Source organism: Streptomyces sp. NPDC051909 (assembly GCF_040681095.1).
GTDB lineage: Bacteria > Actinomycetota > Actinomycetes > Streptomycetales > Streptomycetaceae > Streptomyces.
Genome location: NZ_JBFAYA010000002.1, coordinates 115251 through 132694 on the forward strand (window position 1 = coordinate 115251; position 17444 = coordinate 132694).

13 protein-coding genes and 1 pseudogene are annotated in these 17444 nt (G+C 72.0%); 4 read left to right on the forward strand and 10 right to left on the reverse strand.

What is annotated here, in order from left to right; genetic code table 11:
* Positions 1 to 122: 122 nt before the first annotated feature.
* From AB0M18_RS03530 to AB0M18_RS03540, 3 genes and pseudogenes are all read right to left on the reverse strand, one after another.
* Positions 123 to 680: a GNAT family protein gene (locus AB0M18_RS03530; protein WP_365755135.1), complete on the reverse strand. Its 558-nt coding sequence runs from the start codon at positions 678 to 680 to the stop codon at positions 123 to 125.
* Positions 658 to 2946: an MMPL family transporter gene (locus AB0M18_RS03535; RefSeq protein ID WP_365755136.1), complete on the reverse strand. Its 2289-nt coding sequence runs from the start codon at positions 2944 to 2946 to the stop codon at positions 658 to 660. Before AB0M18_RS03535 ends, AB0M18_RS03530 begins: the two co-directional genes overlap by 23 nt.
* Before the next feature lie 159 nt (positions 2947 to 3105).
* Positions 3106 to 3708 (reverse strand): annotated as a pseudogene (locus AB0M18_RS03540) (phospholipase domain-containing protein); the annotation flags it as partial.
* A gap of 208 nt (positions 3709 to 3916) precedes the next feature.
* Between AB0M18_RS03540 and AB0M18_RS03545 the strand changes: the two are divergent.
* The 4 genes from AB0M18_RS03545 (at position 3917) to AB0M18_RS03560 (ending at position 8039) form a co-directional block, all read left to right on the forward strand.
* Positions 3917 to 4453: a DUF6232 family protein gene (locus AB0M18_RS03545; protein ID WP_365755137.1), complete on the forward strand. Its 537-nt coding sequence runs from the start codon at positions 3917 to 3919 to the stop codon at positions 4451 to 4453.
* Entirely contained in the window at positions 4450 to 4797 is a 348-nt protein-coding gene (locus AB0M18_RS03550) for a hypothetical protein (protein WP_365755138.1), read from the forward strand. Before AB0M18_RS03545 ends, AB0M18_RS03550 begins: the two co-directional genes overlap by 4 nt.
* A 58-nt stretch (positions 4798 to 4855) precedes the next feature.
* Positions 4856 to 5554, forward strand: coding sequence for a DUF6333 family protein (locus AB0M18_RS03555; RefSeq protein WP_365755139.1), 699 nt, complete (start codon positions 4856 to 4858; stop codon positions 5552 to 5554).
* A 172-nt stretch (positions 5555 to 5726) separates the two neighbouring features.
* Complete coding sequence (locus tag AB0M18_RS03560) at positions 5727 to 8039, forward strand: LPXTG cell wall anchor domain-containing protein (RefSeq protein WP_365755140.1); 2313 nt, start codon at positions 5727 to 5729, stop codon at positions 8037 to 8039.
* 76 nt (positions 8040 to 8115) lie between these two features.
* Here AB0M18_RS03560 and gatB read toward each other — a convergent pair whose 3' ends face one another.
* The 7 genes from gatB to AB0M18_RS03595 form a co-directional block, all read right to left on the reverse strand.
* Positions 8116 to 9627, reverse strand: coding sequence for an Asp-tRNA(Asn)/Glu-tRNA(Gln) amidotransferase subunit GatB (gene gatB / locus AB0M18_RS03565; protein WP_365755141.1), 1512 nt, complete (start codon positions 9625 to 9627; stop codon positions 8116 to 8118).
* Between the two features lie 16 nt (positions 9628 to 9643).
* Positions 9644 to 9904, reverse strand: a complete 261-nt coding sequence (locus AB0M18_RS03570; protein WP_265864717.1) for a hypothetical protein — start codon at positions 9902 to 9904, stop codon at positions 9644 to 9646.
* Complete coding sequence (gatA, locus tag AB0M18_RS03575) at positions 9901 to 11403, reverse strand: Asp-tRNA(Asn)/Glu-tRNA(Gln) amidotransferase subunit GatA (RefSeq protein ID WP_365755142.1); 1503 nt, start codon at positions 11401 to 11403, stop codon at positions 9901 to 9903. The genes AB0M18_RS03570 and gatA overlap by 4 nt, the downstream gene beginning before the upstream one ends.
* A 7-nt stretch (positions 11404 to 11410) precedes the next feature.
* Positions 11411 to 11707 carry an Asp-tRNA(Asn)/Glu-tRNA(Gln) amidotransferase subunit GatC gene (gene gatC / locus AB0M18_RS03580; protein ID WP_010984178.1) on the reverse strand — a complete coding sequence of 99 codons (297 nt, stop codon included), beginning with the start codon at positions 11705 to 11707 and terminating at the stop codon, positions 11411 to 11413.
* Positions 11708 to 11780: 73 nt separating this feature from the next.
* Entirely contained in the window at positions 11781 to 13895 is a 2115-nt protein-coding gene (locus tag AB0M18_RS03585) for a bifunctional diguanylate cyclase/phosphodiesterase (RefSeq protein ID WP_365755143.1), read from the reverse strand.
* 291 nt (positions 13896 to 14186) lie between these two features.
* Positions 14187 to 16364: an NAD-dependent DNA ligase LigA gene (gene ligA / locus AB0M18_RS03590; protein WP_365755144.1), complete on the reverse strand. Its 2178-nt coding sequence runs from the start codon at positions 16362 to 16364 to the stop codon at positions 14187 to 14189.
* Positions 16365 to 16396: 32 nt separating this feature from the next.
* Positions 16397 to 17419 (reverse strand): methionine synthase, encoded by a 1023-nt coding sequence (locus AB0M18_RS03595; RefSeq protein ID WP_365755145.1) that lies wholly within the window; start codon positions 17417 to 17419, stop codon positions 16397 to 16399.
* Between the last annotated feature and the right edge of the window lie 25 nt (positions 17420 to 17444).

The window sequence follows — 17444 nt, forward strand, 5'->3', positions numbered from 1 at the left end:
GTCCCAGGGGGTGCGGCCACATCGGGAGAGTGCCGCATGTTCGGCGTACGGGGGTCCTTAGACGTACCTCAGGGGGCCTTAGGGCGCTCGGGGTCCGGCCCTCGGGTCCGGCCTCAGAGGCCTCAGGCCTCCTTCGCGGCGCGCCATTCCGGCGCGAGCACGGACCAGATCTCGGTGTCGTTGCGCTTGCCGCGGTAGGGGTAGTTCTCGCGCAGCACGCCCTCCTTGGTCATGCCGAGGCGGCGGGCGACGGCGATGCTGGGCGTGTTCAGGGGCGAGACCTGCCATTCGACGCGGTGGATGCCGCGCCGCTCGACCGCCCAGTCGATGATGGCCCGGCAGGCGCGGGTGACCAGGCCCCGGCCCGCGTACGCCGGCTCGACCCAGCAGCCGGCCTCGGCCGTCCCGGCCGTCGCGTCGAAGTGGACGAAGAGCACGCCGCCGACGAGGAGGCCGTCGACCCGGATGCCGTAGAGGTAGCCGGCGTCGCGGGCGGCCCGGTCGGCGTAGCGGGTGAGGTGGGCGCGGGCGGAGTCGAGGTCGGTGACGATGTCCGGGAGGCCGACGTGGGCGCCGATGAAGTCCCGGCCGCGGTCGATGTGGGCGAGGAACTCGTCCGCCTGCCAGGGGGCGAGCGGGGTGAGCTCGGCGCCGTCGTCACCCAGTGGTATCGCGAACATCCTCGGTCTCCTCCGCCTGCGTCGCCGTGAGCACCCGCTGTGCGGGTATCCGCGCGGGCTCCGAGGCCTCCAGGGCTTCCCGGGCCTCTGCGGCGATCTTCGCACGGGCGTCGGCGGCCACGCGGCACTCCGGCGGCTCGATGCTGATCCGCGGCAGTCGGCGGTCCAGCCAGCGGGGCAGCCACCAGTTGGCGCCGCCGAGCATGTGCATGAGGGCGGGGACGAGAAGGGTGCGCAGGACGAAGGCGTCGAGGGCGACGGCGGCGGCGAGCGCGATGCCGAACATCGCGATGACCCGGTCGCCGGAGAGGACGAAGGCGAGGAAGACGGAGATCATGATGACCGCCGCCGAGTTGATCACCCGGCTGGTCTCGGCGAGGCCGACGCGGACCGCGCGCCGGTTGTCGCCGGTCTCCAGCCACTCCTCGTACATCCGGCTGACCAGGAAGACCTGGTAGTCCATGGAGAGGCCGAAGAGCACCGAGACCATGATCACGGGCAGGAAGGGCTCGATGGGCCCGGCGCTGCCGAGACCGAGCAGCTCGCTCCCCCAGCCCCACTGGAAGATCGTGACGACCACGCCGAAGGCTCCGGCGACGGCCATGACGTTCATCAGGGCGGCCTTGAGCGGGATGCCGATCGAGCGGAAGGCGAGCAGCAGCAGGACGCAGCCGAGCGCGATCACCACGCCGACGAAGAGCGGCAGCTTGCCGACGATGATCTCGGCGAAGTCGTCGAAGGAGGCGGTGACGCCGCCGACGTGGACCTGGAGCGAGCTGCCGTCCTCGGCGGTCGGCAGCACGTCGTGGCGGAGCCGGTCGACCAGCTCGCTGGTGGCCTTCGACTGCGGCGAGGAGTCGGGGACGACGGTGAGGACGGCGGTGTCGCCGGGGCCGTTGTACGTGATCGGGGAGACCGACTCGACGCCCTCGGTGTGCGCGAGGCGGGCCGGCAGGGCGTCGAGGGCGACCCGGTCGTCGGCGCCGTCGAGCTCGGCGACGAGGGTGAGCGGCCCGTTCGCACCGGGTCCGAAGCCTTCGGCGATCAGGTCGTAGGCCTTGCGGGTGGTGGCGGTGGCCGGGTTGTTGCCCTGGTCGGAACTGCCGAGGTGGAGGGCGAAGGTCGGCAGGGCGAGCACGAGCATCACGACGGCGGCGGCCGCGCCGAGCAGCTTGGGGTGGCGCTCGACGAAGGCGGACCAGCGGGCGGCGAAGCCGGTGGGCAGCTCGGGCTGCGGGCCGTGCTCGGCGAGCTGCCGGCGTTCCTTGCGGCTCAGCGCGCGCATGCCGATGAGCGAGAGCAGCGCGGGCAGCAGGGTGACGGAGGCGGCGACGGTGAGGACGACGGTGAGCGAGGCGGCGATGGCCACGCCGTTGAGGAAGCCGAGTCTGAGGATGAGCATGCCGAGCAGGGCGATGCAGACGGTGGCGCCGGCGAAGACCACGGCGCGGCCGGTGGTGGCGACGGCGATCCGGGCGGCCTCGGCCACGGGCAGGCCGCGTTTGAGGCCCTTGCGGTGCCGGGTCACGATGAACAGCGCGTAGTCGATGCCGACGCCGAGGCCGATGAGCATGCCCAGCATGGGCGCGAAGTCGGCGACCGTCATGAGATGCCCGAGGAGCACGATCCCGGAGTAGGCGGTGCCGACGCTGACCAGGGCGGTCGCGATGGGGAGCACGGCGGCGGCGAGGGAGCCGAAGGCGAGGAAGAGGACGACGGCGGCGACGGCCACGCCGACGGCCTCGGCCGTGTGCCCGCCGGCGGTGACGGTGGCGCCGACGGCGGCACCGCCGAGCTCGACCTGGACCCCGTCCGTGGCGGCGGCCTTCGCGGTGTCGACGAGGGCCTGCGCCTCGCCCTTCGGGATGTCGTCGGCCTGCGCGTCGAAGGTGACGGCGGCGTAGGCGGTGCGCCCGTCCTCGCTGATCTGGCCCGGGATGGAGCCGTACGGGGAGGTGACGGAGGCGATGCCGGGCAGGTCCTCGACCTTGTGGAGCATCGCGGTCATCCGCTGTTCCACGTCGGGGGCGCGGACGCTGCCGCGGTCGGTGTGCCAGACGATGGTGTCGCTGTCGCCGCCGGCGCCGTGGAAGCCGCGGTCGAGGAGGGCGGTGGCCCGGCCCGACTCGGTGCCGGGCACCTCGTAGTCGTTGGAGTACGCGCTACCGGCGAGCGCCGCTCCGGTGACGGCTCCGCCGAGGGCGACGAGCCAGAGAAGAACGGCGACGAGGCGGTGCTTCACGCACCACCGGGCGATGGCTGCCAACGAAGGTTCTCCCCTGGGGGTGGGTCAGTGCTCCGCCCACTGTTACAGCCAATCGTGATCGTTTGTCCGTTTCGTGGCGATCCTCACAGGGATGTCGGAGGGGGATAAGGAGCCGTGGCTTCCGGCCCCTCACCCCCTCCTGTGCACCGTGCGGCCGGCTCAGCCGGAGACGCTCGGGCGCCCGTTCTCGATGTGGCCCATCAGCCGGCGCCGGAAGCCGTCGGGGCCGGTGACCTCGATGTCGTACCAGCCGTGCGCGTCGGCGGCGGAGTGCACGACGGTACGGGAGCGGCCGGGCTTCACGGTGACGGTGCGGCTCCAGTCCGCGAGGTCGTCGGCGTCCACGTACCCGAGCGGGCGGACGGTGAAGGTGACGGGGCCCTGTGTGTCGTTGCGGACGGTGAGGTGCAGGTCACGGTCGTGGTGGTCGACGCGCGAGGCCAGTCCGGCGCCGCCGGCCGCGGGGCCCTCGAACTCGCGGCGGAAGCCGTTGGGCCCGGTGATCGTGAAGCGGTAACGATCACCGGTAAGGGGGACCTTCCACTGCGCCTCGCCCCTGACGTCCTTGTGCTGCGGGACGGCGAACTCGCCCGCGTACGGATAGAGCGCGAAGTGCGCGCTCGCCCGCCCGCGGTTGCGCAGCGCGACCGTGAGCGCGCCGTCGCCCACCGTGGCCGAGGCGTCCGGCTGGTACGGCAGCGGGCGGGCCGGACGGGTGCCGGGCTCCTGCACCGGCATCGACTGCACCGCCGGGGGCTGCGGGAGAGGGCGCGGTGGTGAACGTCCGGCCGTACGGGACGGGAGCCCGGCCGGCGGGCGGATCGGACAGGTGTGCCCACCTGCGGCCCCAGCCGGTCTCCGGTTCGTCAAATCCTCTTGCTGACGCATGGGGTTCGCGAGCATTCTGAGCGCGACGCACGGCCACGGCGGGCTCCACGGCGGCGCGGGGCGGGGCATGAGGGGGATTCCCATGGCCAGACGCAAGGTGATCAGGGTCGAGGTCAGCAAGCGCGTGCTCTGGATAGGGGGCGAGGCCTATCCCTTGCAGAACATCGCGCGGGCCACGACGATCAGGATCAAACCCCCACGCGCGCGGGCCGTGGGGCGCTTCGTGAAGTACGTGCTGATCACCGGGCTCCTGGCAGCCGTCGCGCTCACCGTCGCGCAGTCGGGCGAGGTGTCCGGAAGCGACCGGGAGCTGATCACCCAGGGGACGGCCGTCACCGCGGGCGTGCTTGTGGCGGGCTTCCTCCTCCAGCTGATCGGCGTCCTGGTCACCAGGACGTACTACGGCCTGGTCATCGAGACCTCCGGAAACCCGCGCACGCTCCTCGCGAGCGTGGACCGGCAGGAGGTGCACGCGCTCGTGCGCGACATCATGCGGGCCATCGACGACCCGGAGTTCCCGGGCTTCGTCCGGCAGATGGTCACCTACAACATCGCGAACATGCGGGACTTCTACAACAACAGGTCCGGCGCGGGCAGCGCGGGGAGGCAGGAACAGTGAGCGGCGGCGACGAGTTCCACATCACCAACATGCGCGACTTCTACAACGCGTCCGGGGAAGGGGCCGTCGGCCGCAGCGACCACAACCAGCAGGGCGCACAGGACCCGCAGGCCGTCATCGAGGCCATGGTCCGCGCGATCGAGGCCCTCCGGGGTCAGGTGTCCGCCGAGGACCGCGTGGTCCTCGACGAGTCCCTGGCGACCATCCGCCAGGGCGACGGCGCGCCGCCCGGCGCCTTCCGCCGGGCGCTCGGCGCCGTCAGCGGGGTCGCCGCGCTCGTCGGCGAGATCGGCGCCCCGGTGGCGGAGGCGGTCCGCCGGGTGCTGGCGCTCCTTGCCGGCTGACGGCGTACGGCGCGAGGCGCCCGGTCAACGGACGCACGCTCCCGTTACCGTGGCGTCCATGACGGACGACAGCACCCCGGTGGACAAGTGGGGCCACTACGAACTGACCCTGCTCTTCCCGCCGTTCACCCGGAACACGCCCGAGACGGCGCCGCCGAACGACCCCGGGCGCGCCCGCCGCGTCGCCGAGTCGCTCGGCACCGTCGCCGAGGTCCTGGAGGAACTGCCCTCGTGCGCCCTCGACGAGCTGCCGCACCCCGAGACCCGCGCCGGTCTCGACATCGTCGCCGTCGGCTGCTGGGGCGGGACCGTCCTGGTCGTCGACCCGGCCCTCGCCGGTGACGCGGTGGTCGCCGCGATGGCCGAGGAGGCCGGCCGGCAGCGGGAGCTGCACCCGGAGGCCCGGATCGCCGGCTCCGTCCTCCTGGACGCCGGGCAGGAGTACGAGGAGCACCTGGTCGACCTGCCGGGCGGCCCGGCACTGCGGGTCGGCGGCTGGGACGACGGGGACGACTGGACGCTGGAGGGCGACCCGGCGGAGGTGCTGCGCGCCCTCGGCGTCGACCCCGCCGACCACGGCGACGCCGACGTCGACCTCGACGAGGAGCCGCGCCACGCCGACTGGGACGCGTACGTCCTGCTGGCCCTCGGCCGCCAGATCACCGACGACGACCGTTCCCGGCTGCGGCCTTCGCTGTTCCGCGTGCGGCGCACCGACCGGGCCGCCGCGAACCTGACCGACGTGTGGTTCGGCTGATCTCCGCCACGCCAACTTCCCACAGAAACTTCACAGTTGCGGCTCTGCAATGTTCGTGTCAAAGAGCCGGGGCGTCCTATGGTGGGGCATTCCGGGGTGGCGTCAGCAACGGGGGCCGTACACCGCCCCGTGACACGACGACTCCCCCTGCCCCCACAAGGGATCAGCAACCGTGAGTTCTCACATAGCAAGCCCACCGAGGCGGCTCCGGGCCCGCCTGGCGGCCGTCGCGCTGGGCACCTCGCTGCTCGCCGTCGGCCTGCCGGTCGGACTCTCCGGCGCCCAGCCCGAGGCCGACGCGGCGCCGGTCAAGCGCTGCCAGGACAAGTTCGGCACCAGCCCGAAGGAGCCGGCCCGCAACACCCTGCCCGGCTACAAGCCGGCCGGACCCGACCAGTGGCAGACGCCCGACGCGGAGCGCCTGTTCTACGAGTTCGAGCAGCCGACGCTCAACGTCACCGGTATCGACGCACCCGCCGACGTCGCCAAGTACGGCACCGACACCGGCAAGTACAAGATCGGCACTCCGGAACACGCCTACGCCTCCTGGAACAACCGCCAGGCGGGCAGCAACACGTACAAGGGCCCGTTCGCCGACTGGCTCCAGGACGTCTACATCGAGAACAACGGCCGCAACCGGCGCGGCGGCGGCTTCGAGCGCGAGGTGGTCCGCCACTTCGACCTCGGCGGCGTCAACTGGCTCTGCGAGACGTATCTGCGCGACATCGACCCGCAGCTCGACAAGGAACTGCGGCAGAAGTTCGGCGACAAGGTCGTCGGCCCGAACGGGCGGCGCTTCGACGCGGTCGACCCGCGCACCAAGACCGTCTACGAGTTCAAGTCCGGCATCGACCCCAAGCCCAAGCAGCTGAAGGTCGACGCGGAACTGGTCCGGCGCGGCTGGCGCGTGGTCTACATCCACGGCCAGGACCCCGACCCCAAGATCAAGGCCCAGTACAAGGCGGCCGGCATCGACTACTACCGGCACGGCGCCACCCCGGCCCCGTACGCGCCGGGCAACCAGTACAAGTCGCGGTTCCCGGGTCTGATGACCGCGAACCCGGCCAAGCCGTCCACCGGCGCCGGCAACGACCTGATCAACCGGTCCATGCCGACTCCGGAGGACGTGCGCAGGCGCCAGGAGGCCGCCCGCCCGTTCCAGGAGAACTCCAAGAGCGCCCTGCGCGGGCCCGGCGGTGTCGACTTCAGCAGCCTGGAGCTGCGCTACGTCGGCCAGAACGAGACCGGCAGCCTCAACTACTCCTTCTCCGCGAAGAACACCGACGAGGACGAGAACCCCGGCTTCGGCGGCCGGGAGAAGGCCCAGATGGCCTCGGACTCCTTCTTCACCTGGCTGGCGCTGACGCCCGACAAGTTCTGGGTGAACCTCAACCCGGACGAGCCCGACCGGATCATGGACCGCTCCTTCGGCAAGACCGACGCGGGCCGGGTGCTGCTCGACGCCGACCTGGAGATGAAGCACGACTTCTCGCGGGCGATGGACCCCAAGACCCCGGCGGGCGCCGAGTTCTGGAAGAACCTCACCCACAAGGACAACCGGATCTGTCTGCACGGCATCCGCAACTGGATCACCCCGCAGCCGGCCAAGGTGCGCGAGCAGGACGGCGGGATCTTCATCCTCGACGCCCCGCTCAAGGTCAACTCGGTGCCGCAGGAGACGAGGACCCAGCCTCCCGGCGAGCAGTGCCGGCTGACCGAGGCCGAGATCCGGCACAACCAGGCCCTCGTCGAGCGGCTCCTCGTCCCGGTCGTCGAGAAGAAGATCGCCGAAGGCCCGGCCTACGCCGATCTGCGGCGCGTCTACGCCTCCCGCGTGGCCGCCGAGTGGGTCAAGCAGCAGGACGCGAAGAAGCCCGGTGAGTTCCACTCGATCATCGGCAGCGACGACGCGAGCCGCTGGCCGATCCGCGGCGCGAAGTGGGACTCGTACGAGGTGTGGAAGAACTACCGCAAGTCGTTCATGGAGGGCGACTACAAGTACGAGTACAAGGAGGGCGAGTACGTCTACACGCTGACCGTCGGCGGCGTCGACTTCTCCAAGTCGCCCAAGAAGAACATCAGCCGCACCCAGTTCACCGCGGAGAAGCCCAACCTGTCGGACGTCACCAAGGGCTCCCGGGCCGAGGTCCTCGGCTACAAGGACTCCGCGACCACCCTGCTCGGCGGTGACACCGCCGTGCGGAAGTCCCCGCCCAAGCCGAGCCCGAGCCACCCGACGCCCAGCCCGTCCCCGACGAAGCCGGGCGAGCCGTCCACCCCGCCGAGCGGCACCGCCGGCCCCTCCAAGCCCGCGGACCAGGGCTCGGGCGGCACGGGCGGCGGCAACGGACCGGGCGGCGACCTCGCCCACACCGGCTCCGACACCCCGGTCGGCCTGATCGCCGGCCTCGCGGCGCTCCTCGCCGCGGCGGGCGGGGCCCTGCTGTGGTGGAAGCGCGGCCGGAACGGCTCCGGACAGCACTGAGCCATGTGACGCACGGGGGCGGCCCCGCACCGGAACTCCGGTGCGGGGCCGCCCCTTTGCGCGTACGAAGTGGTGATCAGCCCTCGCTGACGCCCAGCTTCTCCAGGATCAGGTCCTTGACCTTCGCCGCGTCGGCCTGGCCACGGGTGGCCTTCATGACCGCGCCGACCAGGGCGCCGACCGCGGCGACCTTGCCGCCGCGGATCTTGTCGGCGATGGCCGCGTTGCCCGCGATGGCCTCGTCGACGGCCGCGCCGAGCGCGCTGTCGTCGGAGACGACCTTCAGACCGCGCTTCTCGACGACCTCGTCCGGGGTGCCCTCGCCGGCGAGGACGCCCTCGATGACCTGACGGGCCAGCTTGTCGTTCAGGTCGCCGGCGGCGACCAGGGCCGACACGCGCGCCACGTCCGCCGGGGTGATCGGCAGCTCGTCGAGCGCGACACCCTGCTCGTTGGCGTTACGGGCCAGCTCGCCCATCCACCACTTGCGGGCCGACGCCGCGTCGGCGCCCGCCTCGGTCGTGGCGACGATCGCGTCGACGGCGCCCGCGTTGAGGATGGCCTGCATGTCGTGCTCCGACACGCCCCACTCCTCGCGGAGCCGGTTACGGCGCACCCGCGGCAGCTCGGGCAGGCCCTTGCGCAGCTCCTCGACCCACTCGCGGGAGGGGGCCACCGGCACCAGGTCCGGCTCGGGGAAGTAGCGGTAGTCCTCGGCGTTGTCCTTGATGCGGCCGGCGGTCGTGGAGCCGTCGTCCTCGTGGAAGTGCCGGGTCTCCTGGACGACCGTGCCGCCGGCCTCCAGGATCGCCGCGTGGCGCTGGATCTCGAAGCGCGCCGCCCGCTCCACCGAACGGAGCGAGTTGACGTTCTTCGTCTCCGAGCGGGTGCCGAACTCCGACGCGCCCTTCCGCATCAGCGACAGGTTCACGTCGCAGCGCATCTGGCCCTTGTCCATGCGCGCCTCGGAGACGCCCAGGGCACGGATCAGCTCGCGCAGCTCGGCGACGTACGCCTTGGCGACCTCGGGGGCCCGCTCGCCGGCGCCCTCGATCGGCTTGGTGACGATCTCGATGAGCGGGATGCCGGCCCGGTTGTAGTCGAGCAGCGAGTGCGAGGCGCCGTGGATGCGGCCGGTCGCGCCACCGATGTGGGTGGACTTGCCGGTGTCCTCCTCCATGTGGGCGCGCTCGATCTCCACGCGGAAGACCTCGCCGTCCTCCAGCTGGACGTCCAGATAGCCGTTGAAGGCGATCGGCTCGTCGTACTGGGAGGTCTGGAAGTTCTTCGGCATGTCCGGATAGAAGTAGTTCTTCCGGGCGAAGCGGCACCACTCGGCGATCTCGCAGTTCAGCGCGAGGCCGATCTTGATCGCGGACTCGACGCCGACGGCGTTGACGACCGGCAGCGCGCCGGGCAGGCCGAGGCAGGTCGGGCAGGTCTGCGCGTTGGCGTCCTGGCCGAGCTCGGTCGAGCAGGCGCAGAACATCTTGGTCTTCGTGCCGAGCTCGACATGGACCTCAAGGCCCATGACGGGGTCGAACTCGGCGAGCGCCGCCTCGTACGACAGCAGTTCAGTGACAGTCACGGTGGAACTTTCCCTCTCAGCCCAGCAGGACGTCGTCGTCGCCGAGGCGCTTCAGCTCGCGGTACAGGATCGCGAGGCCGGTGACGATGGCGGCGGCGGACACCACGGCGTCGACGAGCTTGAGCGTGTCGTGCTCGGCGCGGGCCTTCTTGATCTGCTTCGTCACGGCGATGGCGCCGAACGCGGTGGTGCCCATGGACAGGTACGTACCGGTCTTGGACTTCTTGAAGCCCTTGGCCTTCTGCAGTGCACTGGTGGAACTCGTGGTCGTACTCACAGCGACGGAGCCTCCTCGAGCAGCGGGTGGCCCCACTTTTCCACGAAGGCGGCCTCGACGGCGGCACCGACCTTGTAGAGACGGTCGTCCTTCAGGGCCGGGGCGATGATCTGCAGACCGACCGGCAGGCCGTCCTCCGGCGCGAGGCCGCAGGGCAGCGACATGGCGGCGTTGCCCGCCAGGTTGGTCGGGATGGTGCAGAGGTCCGCGAGGTACATCGCCATCGGGTCGTCGGCGCGCTCGCCGATCGGGAAGGCGGTGGTCGGCGTGGTCGGCGACACGATGACGTCGACCTGCTCGAAGGCCTTCTCGAACTCGCGGGTGATGAGGGTGCGGACCTTCTGCGCCGAACCGAACCAGGCGTCGTAGTAGCCGGAGCTCAGCGCGTAGGTACCGAGGATGATGCGGCGCTTGACCTCGGCGCCGAAGCCGGCCTCGCGGGTGAGCGCGGTGACGTCCTCGGCGGACCGGGTGCCGTCGTCGCCGGTCCGCAGGCCGTAGCGCAGACCGTCGAAGCGGGCCAGGTTGGACGAGCACTCGGACGGCGCGATCAGGTAGTACGCGGAGAGCGCGAGGTCGAAGGTGGGGCAGTCCACCTCGACGATCTCGGCGCCCAGCGACTTCAGCAGCTCGACGGACTCGTCGAAGCGCTGCACGACGCCGGCCTGGTAGCCCTCGCCGCGGAACTGCTTGACGACACCGACGCGCATGCCGGCCACCGAGCCGTTGCGGGCGGCCTCGACGACCGGCGGGACCGGGGCGTCGATGGAGGTCGAGTCGAGCGGGTCGTGCCCGGCGATGGCCTCGTGCAGCAGGGCCGCGTCGAGGACCGTACGGGCACAGGGGCCGCCCTGGTCGAGCGAGGACGAGAAGGCCACCATGCCGAAGCGGGAGACCGCGCCGTAGGTCGGCTTGACGCCGACGGTGCCGGTGACGGCCGCGGGCTGGCGGATCGAGCCGCCGGTGTCCGTGCCGATGGCGAGCGGGGCCTCGTACGAGGCGAGGGCGGCCGAGGAGCCGCCGCCGGAGCCGCCGGGGATCCGGGTCAGGTCCCAGGGGTTGCCGGTCGGGCCGTAGGCGCTGTTCTCCGTGGAGGAGCCCATCGCGAACTCGTCCATGTTGGTCTTGCCCAGGATGACCACGTCGGCGGCCTTGAGCTTCTTGACCAGCGTCGCGTCGTACGGCGGGATCCAGCCCTCCAGCATCTTCGAGCCGACCGTCGTGGGCACGCCCTGGGTCGTGAAGATGTCCTTGAGCGCGAGCGGGACGCCGGCCAGCGGGCCGAGCTTCTCGCCGCGGGCGCGCTTCTCGTCCACGGCGCGGGCCTGGGCGAGGGCGCCCTCGCGGTCGACGTGCAGGAAGGCGTGGACCTTCTCGTCGACGGCGTCGATGCGCGCGAGGTGGGCCTCGGTGACCTCGACGGCGGTGAGCTCGCCGGAGGCGATCCTCGCCGCGATCTCGGCGGCGGTGAGCTTGATGATGGTGCTGTTGTCCGTCATGACGTTCTTAGTCCTCCCCCAGGATCTGCGGCACCTTGAAACGCTGCTGCTCCTGGGCCGGGGCGCCGGAGAGCGCCTGCTCGGGGGTGAGCGACGGACGGACCTCGTCCGCCCGCATGACATTGGTCAGCGGCAGCGGGTGGGAGGTCGGGGGTACGTCTTGGTCGGCGACCTCGGAGACGCGGGCGACCGCGCCGATGATGTCGTCGAGCTGTCCGGCGAAGTGGTCGAGTTCTTCGGCCTTCAGCTCCAGACGTGCCAGCCGTGCGAGGTGGGCGACCTCCTCGCGCGTGATGCCAGGCATGCGGATCCTCACGGGGTGAGTCTGATGGTGTTGGCCCAATCCTATGGGGCCGGGGCCGCTCCCCGTGAAACGGTCACTGCACCACGTGGTCCGAGGGGTGGTCGGCCTCGGCCATCGCCGCGATCTCCGAGGGGCGGCGCCAGGGCTGTTCGCCGCGGGCGCGGAGCCAGGCGGTGGTCTCGGCGGGCGGCATGGCCGCGGCCACCAGCCAGCCCTGGACGGCGTCGCAGCCGAGGTCGCGCAGGCGCTCCCAGGTCTCGTCGTCCTCGACGCCCTCGGCGACCACGAGCAGGCCGAGCGAGTGGGCGAGGTCCAGGGTGCAGCGGACGATCTCGGCGTCCTCGGCGTCGACGGCGAGCCGCGCGACGAAGGAGCGGTCGATCTTCAGTTCGCTCACCGGCAGGCGGCGCAGGTGGACCAGGGAGGAGTAGCCGGTGCCGAAGTCGTCCAGGGACATCTTGACGCCGTGGCCGGTGAGCCCGGCCATGGTGTCGGCGGCGCGCTGCGGGTCCTCCAGGAGGACGTGCTCGGTTATCTCCAGCTGGAGCGCGCCGGCCGGGACGCCGTGCCGGGCGAGCCGGGCCGCGACGGCGCCGGCGAAGCCGGGGGTGTGGACGTCGCGCGGCGAGACGTTGACGGCGACCGGCACGTCGAGGCCCTGGGCGCGCCAGCGGGCGACCTGGGCGAGGGCGGTCTCCAGGACGTATTCGGTGAGGTGCGGCATCAGGCCGGAGGACTCGGCGATGGCGATGAACTCGTCCGGAGGAACCTTCCCTCTCTCCGGGTGGACCCAGCGGACCAGCGCCTCCAGGCCGGCCACCTGGCCGTCGAAGCGGACCTTCGGCTGGTAGTGCAGCTCGACCTCGCCGGCGTCGAGGGCGCGCCGCAGGTCGCCGAGCAGGCCGAGCCGGTCGGGGGTGTTGGAGTCGCGCTTGGACTCGTAGACCTCGACGCCGGTGCGGTCCCGCTTGGCCTGGTACATGGCGACGTCGGCGCGGCGCAGCAGGCCCTCGGCGTCCAGGGCGTGCTCGGGGAAGACGGCGACGCCGGCGCTGGCCTCCAGGACCAGGGTCAGTCCGTCGAGGTCGAGCGGGGAGGACAGCTCGGCGACGAGGTGGCGGGCGACCCGCTGGGCGCTGGTGGTGGAGTCGGCGGTGGGCAGCAGGACGGCGAACTCGTCGCCGCCGAGCCGGGCGGCCTCGGCGCCGCGGGGCAGCGCGAGCCGGAGCCGTTCGGCGATCTGGAGGAGCAGCCGGTCGCCGGCGAGGTGTCCGAGGGTGTCGTTGACCGAGCGGAAGCGGTCGAGGTCGATCAGGACGAGGGCGGAGCGGACGCCCTCGCCCTCGGCCTCCTCCAGGGCGGTCCAGGTGCGCTCCAGGAGCCACTGGCGGTTGGGCAGTCCGGTGAGCGGGTCGCGCAGCTGTTCCTCGGCGCGGGCGCGGGCGATCCACAGGGTGGAGTCGAGGGCGATCAGCGGGACGGCGAAGAGCGGCAGGAGCGGGGGCCGGGAGGCGGCGACGACGCAGATGAGGGGGGCGATGCCGAGCAGGGCGACGGCGACCAGGCCCTGGCGGAGCAGCGCGGTGCGGGCGGCGGTGGGCAGTCCGCCGGTCTGCGGGGCGAGGGCGTACCACAGCAGCAGCCGGGTCGCCACGAGGTAGGCGACGGCGGCGAGCATCACTTCCGGTACGTCGCCGATCCCCCAGTCGAGGGGCTGCCAGGGCCGCTCGACGGTGGGGACATCGCCGAAGGTGGCGAGGACGAGGGCGGCGGCGGCGGCGCCGATGACGTCGACGGCGCCGTGCAGCAGGCCCTGGCGCCAGCGGTGCCGGCGGGCGGCGGCGACGAGCACGACCACGGTGAGCGAGACCAGACAGGCGGGCACCCAGCCGTACAGGAGGAGTACGGCGAGGGTGAGGGCGGCGCCGGAGCCGGTGCCGCCCCACCAGCGGTCGCGGCCGAGCGCGACCAGGTGTCCGACGATGAGGCCGGTGAGGACGGCGAGGGACCAGCCGGCGGCACCGCCGGGAAAGAGCCCCTCGCCGGTGCTCAGCGTCCGGTACAGACCGGCGATGAGCAGGACGGCGGCGACGCCCACCAGCGCTCCGGGCAGCCCGGAGGTGATGCCCACGAACGCCGCACGGCCCTGGGGCCGTGCGACCGGGGCGGCACTCTCGGTCGGTTTCATTCCCGTCCCTCTCACAGCCGGCGGTGCCGTCGCAACGCGGGGCCGTCGTGATGCCACTGGGCCGTCTCCCGCCGCGCGCCGGACACACGTGTCCTGCTCCTGCGCGCCGGCAGGGCACTCGCGGCCGTGCGTGACGGACGCACGGTCACCACAGTAGGCCGCGGAGGGCCGCTACGGGCAGCGCTCTCCATCTCTTGCCCGAATGCGACCAGGCCACCCGTAACGATCTGGTATGCGCCGAACGGGTGAGCTTCCGGGGCCCGTCGGTCCCCCTCCGCAGACCTCCCGCGGCTACTCGGCGACGGGCAGCGCGGCCTCCTGAGCGGCTTCGGGGCCCTGTTCGAGCAGGATCCGGAAGCCGGGCTCGTCGAGAACCGGAACCTTCAGCTGCATGGCCTTGTCGTACTTGGAGCCGGGATTGTCACCGACGACGACGAAGGCGGTCTTCTTCGAAACGGAACCCGTCACCTTCGCTCCAAGGGCTTGCAGCGCCTCTTTTGCGCCATCCCTGGTGAAGTCCTGCAGGGTGCCGGTGACCACCACCGTCAGTCCTTCCAGCGGGCGCGGCCCCTGCTCCTCCCCGGCGCCCTCGTCCTCGAAGCTCACCCCGGCCGCCCGCCACTTGCGCACGATCTCCCGGTGCCAGTCCTCGGCGAACCACTGCTTCACGGCGGCGGCGATGATCCCGCCGACCCCGTCGACCGCCGCCAGCTCTTCCTCCGTGGCCTGCTCGATCCGGTCCAGGGAGCGGAACTCGCGGGCCAGCGCCTCGGCGGCGACCGGGCCGACGTGCCGGATCGACAGACCGTTGAGGAAGCGGGCCAGCGGCCGGGTCCTGGCCGCCGCGATGTTCTCCAGCATCGCCAGGGCGTTCTTCTTCGGCTCGCCCTCCTTGTTGGCGAAGACGGAGACGACCTTCGGCTCACCGGTCTTCGGGTCCCGCTTGGGCAGCCCGCTGTCCGCGTCGAGGACATACGCCCTGACCGGCAGCAGCTGCTCGATCGTCAGGTCGAAGAGGTCGCCCTCGTCGGCCAGCGGCGGCTCGGCGGGCTCCAGCGGGCGGGTCAGCGCCGCCGCCGCGACCATGCCGAAGTTCTCGATGTCCAGGGACGAGCGCCCGGCCAGGAAGGCCAGCCGCTCGCGCAGCTGGGCGGGGCACGACCGCGCGTTGGGGCAGCGCAGGTCGATGTCCCCCTCCTTCATCGGCTTCAGCGGCGTGCCGCACTCCGGGCACTCGGCCGGCATCACGAACTCCCGCTCGGAGCCGTCCCGCAGGTCCGCGACCGGGCCGAGGATCTCCGGGATCACGTCACCGGCCTTGCGCAGCACGACCGTGTCGCCGATCAGCACGCCCTTGGCCTTCACCACGTCCTGGTTGTGCAGGGTGGCGAACTCGACCTCGGAGCCGGCCACCGTCACCGGCTCCACCTGCGCGTACGGCGTGACCCGGCCCGTACGCCCGACGCCGACCTTGATGTCGACCAGCTTGGTGTTGACCTCCTCCGGCGCGTACTTCCAGGCGATCGCCCAGCGCGGGGCGCGCGCCGTGGAGCCGAGCCGGCCCTGGAGCGGGATCTCGTCGAGCTTGACGACGACGCCGTCGATCTCGTGCTCGACGGAGTGCCGGTTCTCCCCGAAGTGCGCGATGAAGTCACGGACCCCGGCGAGGGAGTCCACCACCTTGTTGTGCCGGGCGGTCGGCAGGCCCCACTCGTGCAGCAGCGCGTAGGTCTCGGAGAGCCGGGCGATGTCCAGGCCCTCGCGGGCGCCGATGCCGTGCACCACCATGTGCAGCGGCCGGGTCGCCGTCACCTTCGGGTCCTTCTGGCGCAGCGAACCCGCCGCCGCGTTCCGCGGATTGGCGAAGGGCTTGTCACCGGCCTCCACCAGGCGCGCGTTGAGCCCCTCGAAGGCCTCCATCGGGAAGTAGACCTCGCCGCGGATCTCCACCAGGTCCGGGACGCGCTCGCCGTGCAGCCGGTCCGGGATGTCGGCGATCGTCCGCACGTTCGGCGTGATGTCCTCGCCGGTGCGCCCGTCGCCGCGGGTCGCGGCCCGGGTCAGCCGCCCGTGCTCGTAGGTGAGGTTCACGGCGAGTCCGTCGACCTTGAGCTCGCACAGGAAGTGGTAGTCGCCCGTGCCGACGTCCTTGGCGATCCGCTCGGCCCAGGCGGCCAGTTCCTCGTCGTCGAACGCGTTGTCCAGCGACAGCATCCGCTCCCGGTGCTGGACCGCGGTGAACTCCGTCTCGTACGACCCGGCCACCTTCTGGGTCGGCGAGTCCGGCGTCCGCAGCTCCGGATACTCCTCCTCCAGGGCCTCCAGGGCGCGCAGGAGCCGGTCGAACTCCGCGTCGCTGACGACCGGCTGGTCCTTCACGTAGTACCGGAAGCGGTGCTCCTCGACCTGCTCCGCCAGCTCGGCGTGCTTCTCCCGCGCCTCGGCGGGGGCCCCCTGTTCGACTGCCACCGTTCCTCGTCCTCCCGATCCCTGAAACCCGGTCACTCTGGGTTGTCCGCGAGCGATCTCGCCGCCCGGACGCAGTGCGCGAGCGCCGTGCGGGCGTACGCCGGCGAGGCACCCGCGAGACCGCAGGTCGGGGTGACCACCACGGACTCGGCGAGAGTCCCCGGATTCAGCCCCAGCCTGCGCCACAGCGTCCTGACACCCATGACGCTACCGCCCGGGTCCGACAATGCCCCCGAGACCGGGTCCGTGGACGGCACCACACCGGCGAAGAGCTTGGTCCCGGCCTCCACGGCCTCCCCGATCGGCTCCTCGTCACGCTCGGTGAGCAGCGAGAAGTCGAACGACACCCCGGCCGCCCCGGCCCGCCGCAGCAGCCCGAACGGCACCCCCGGCGCGCACGAGTGCACCACGACCGGCCCGTCGTGGACCGCGATCACCTCGCGCAGCGCGCTCTCCACGACCTGCCGGTCGACGGCCCGGTGGGTGCGGTAACCGCTGGCGGTGCGGATCCGCCCGAGCAGTACGGCGGTCAGCGAGGGCTCGTCCAGCTGCAGCACGATCCGGGCGCCCGGGACGCGCCTGGCGACCTCCGCGAGGTGCCCGCGCAGCCCCTCGGCCAGCGACCCGGTCAGGTCCCGGCAGGCCCCCGGATCGGACAGCGCGGCCTCTCCCCCGCGCAGCTCCAGCGCGGCGGCGAGCGTCCAGGGCCCCACCGCCTGCACCTTCAGCGCGCCCTCGTACCCCTGGGTGAACTCCTCCAGGGCGTCCAGGTCCTCCCCCAGCCACGACCGCGCCCGCCGCGTGTCCCGCCCGGGCCGGTCGCTGATCCGCCAACCGCTCGGCTCCACATGCGCGTACAGCTCGACGAGCATCCCCGCGGTCCGCCCGATCATGTCCGCGCCGGGCCCCCGCGCGGGCAGCTCGGCGAGGAACGGAAAGTCCTCGAAGGACCCGGTCACGGTCTTGGCGGCCTCCCGGGCGTCGCCGCCGGGCAGGGAGCCGACGCCGGTGGCGGGGGCCCAGGGGAAGGTGTCCTTGTCGCTGTTCTCGCTCACCCGGGAAGCGTACGTGCCAGGCGTT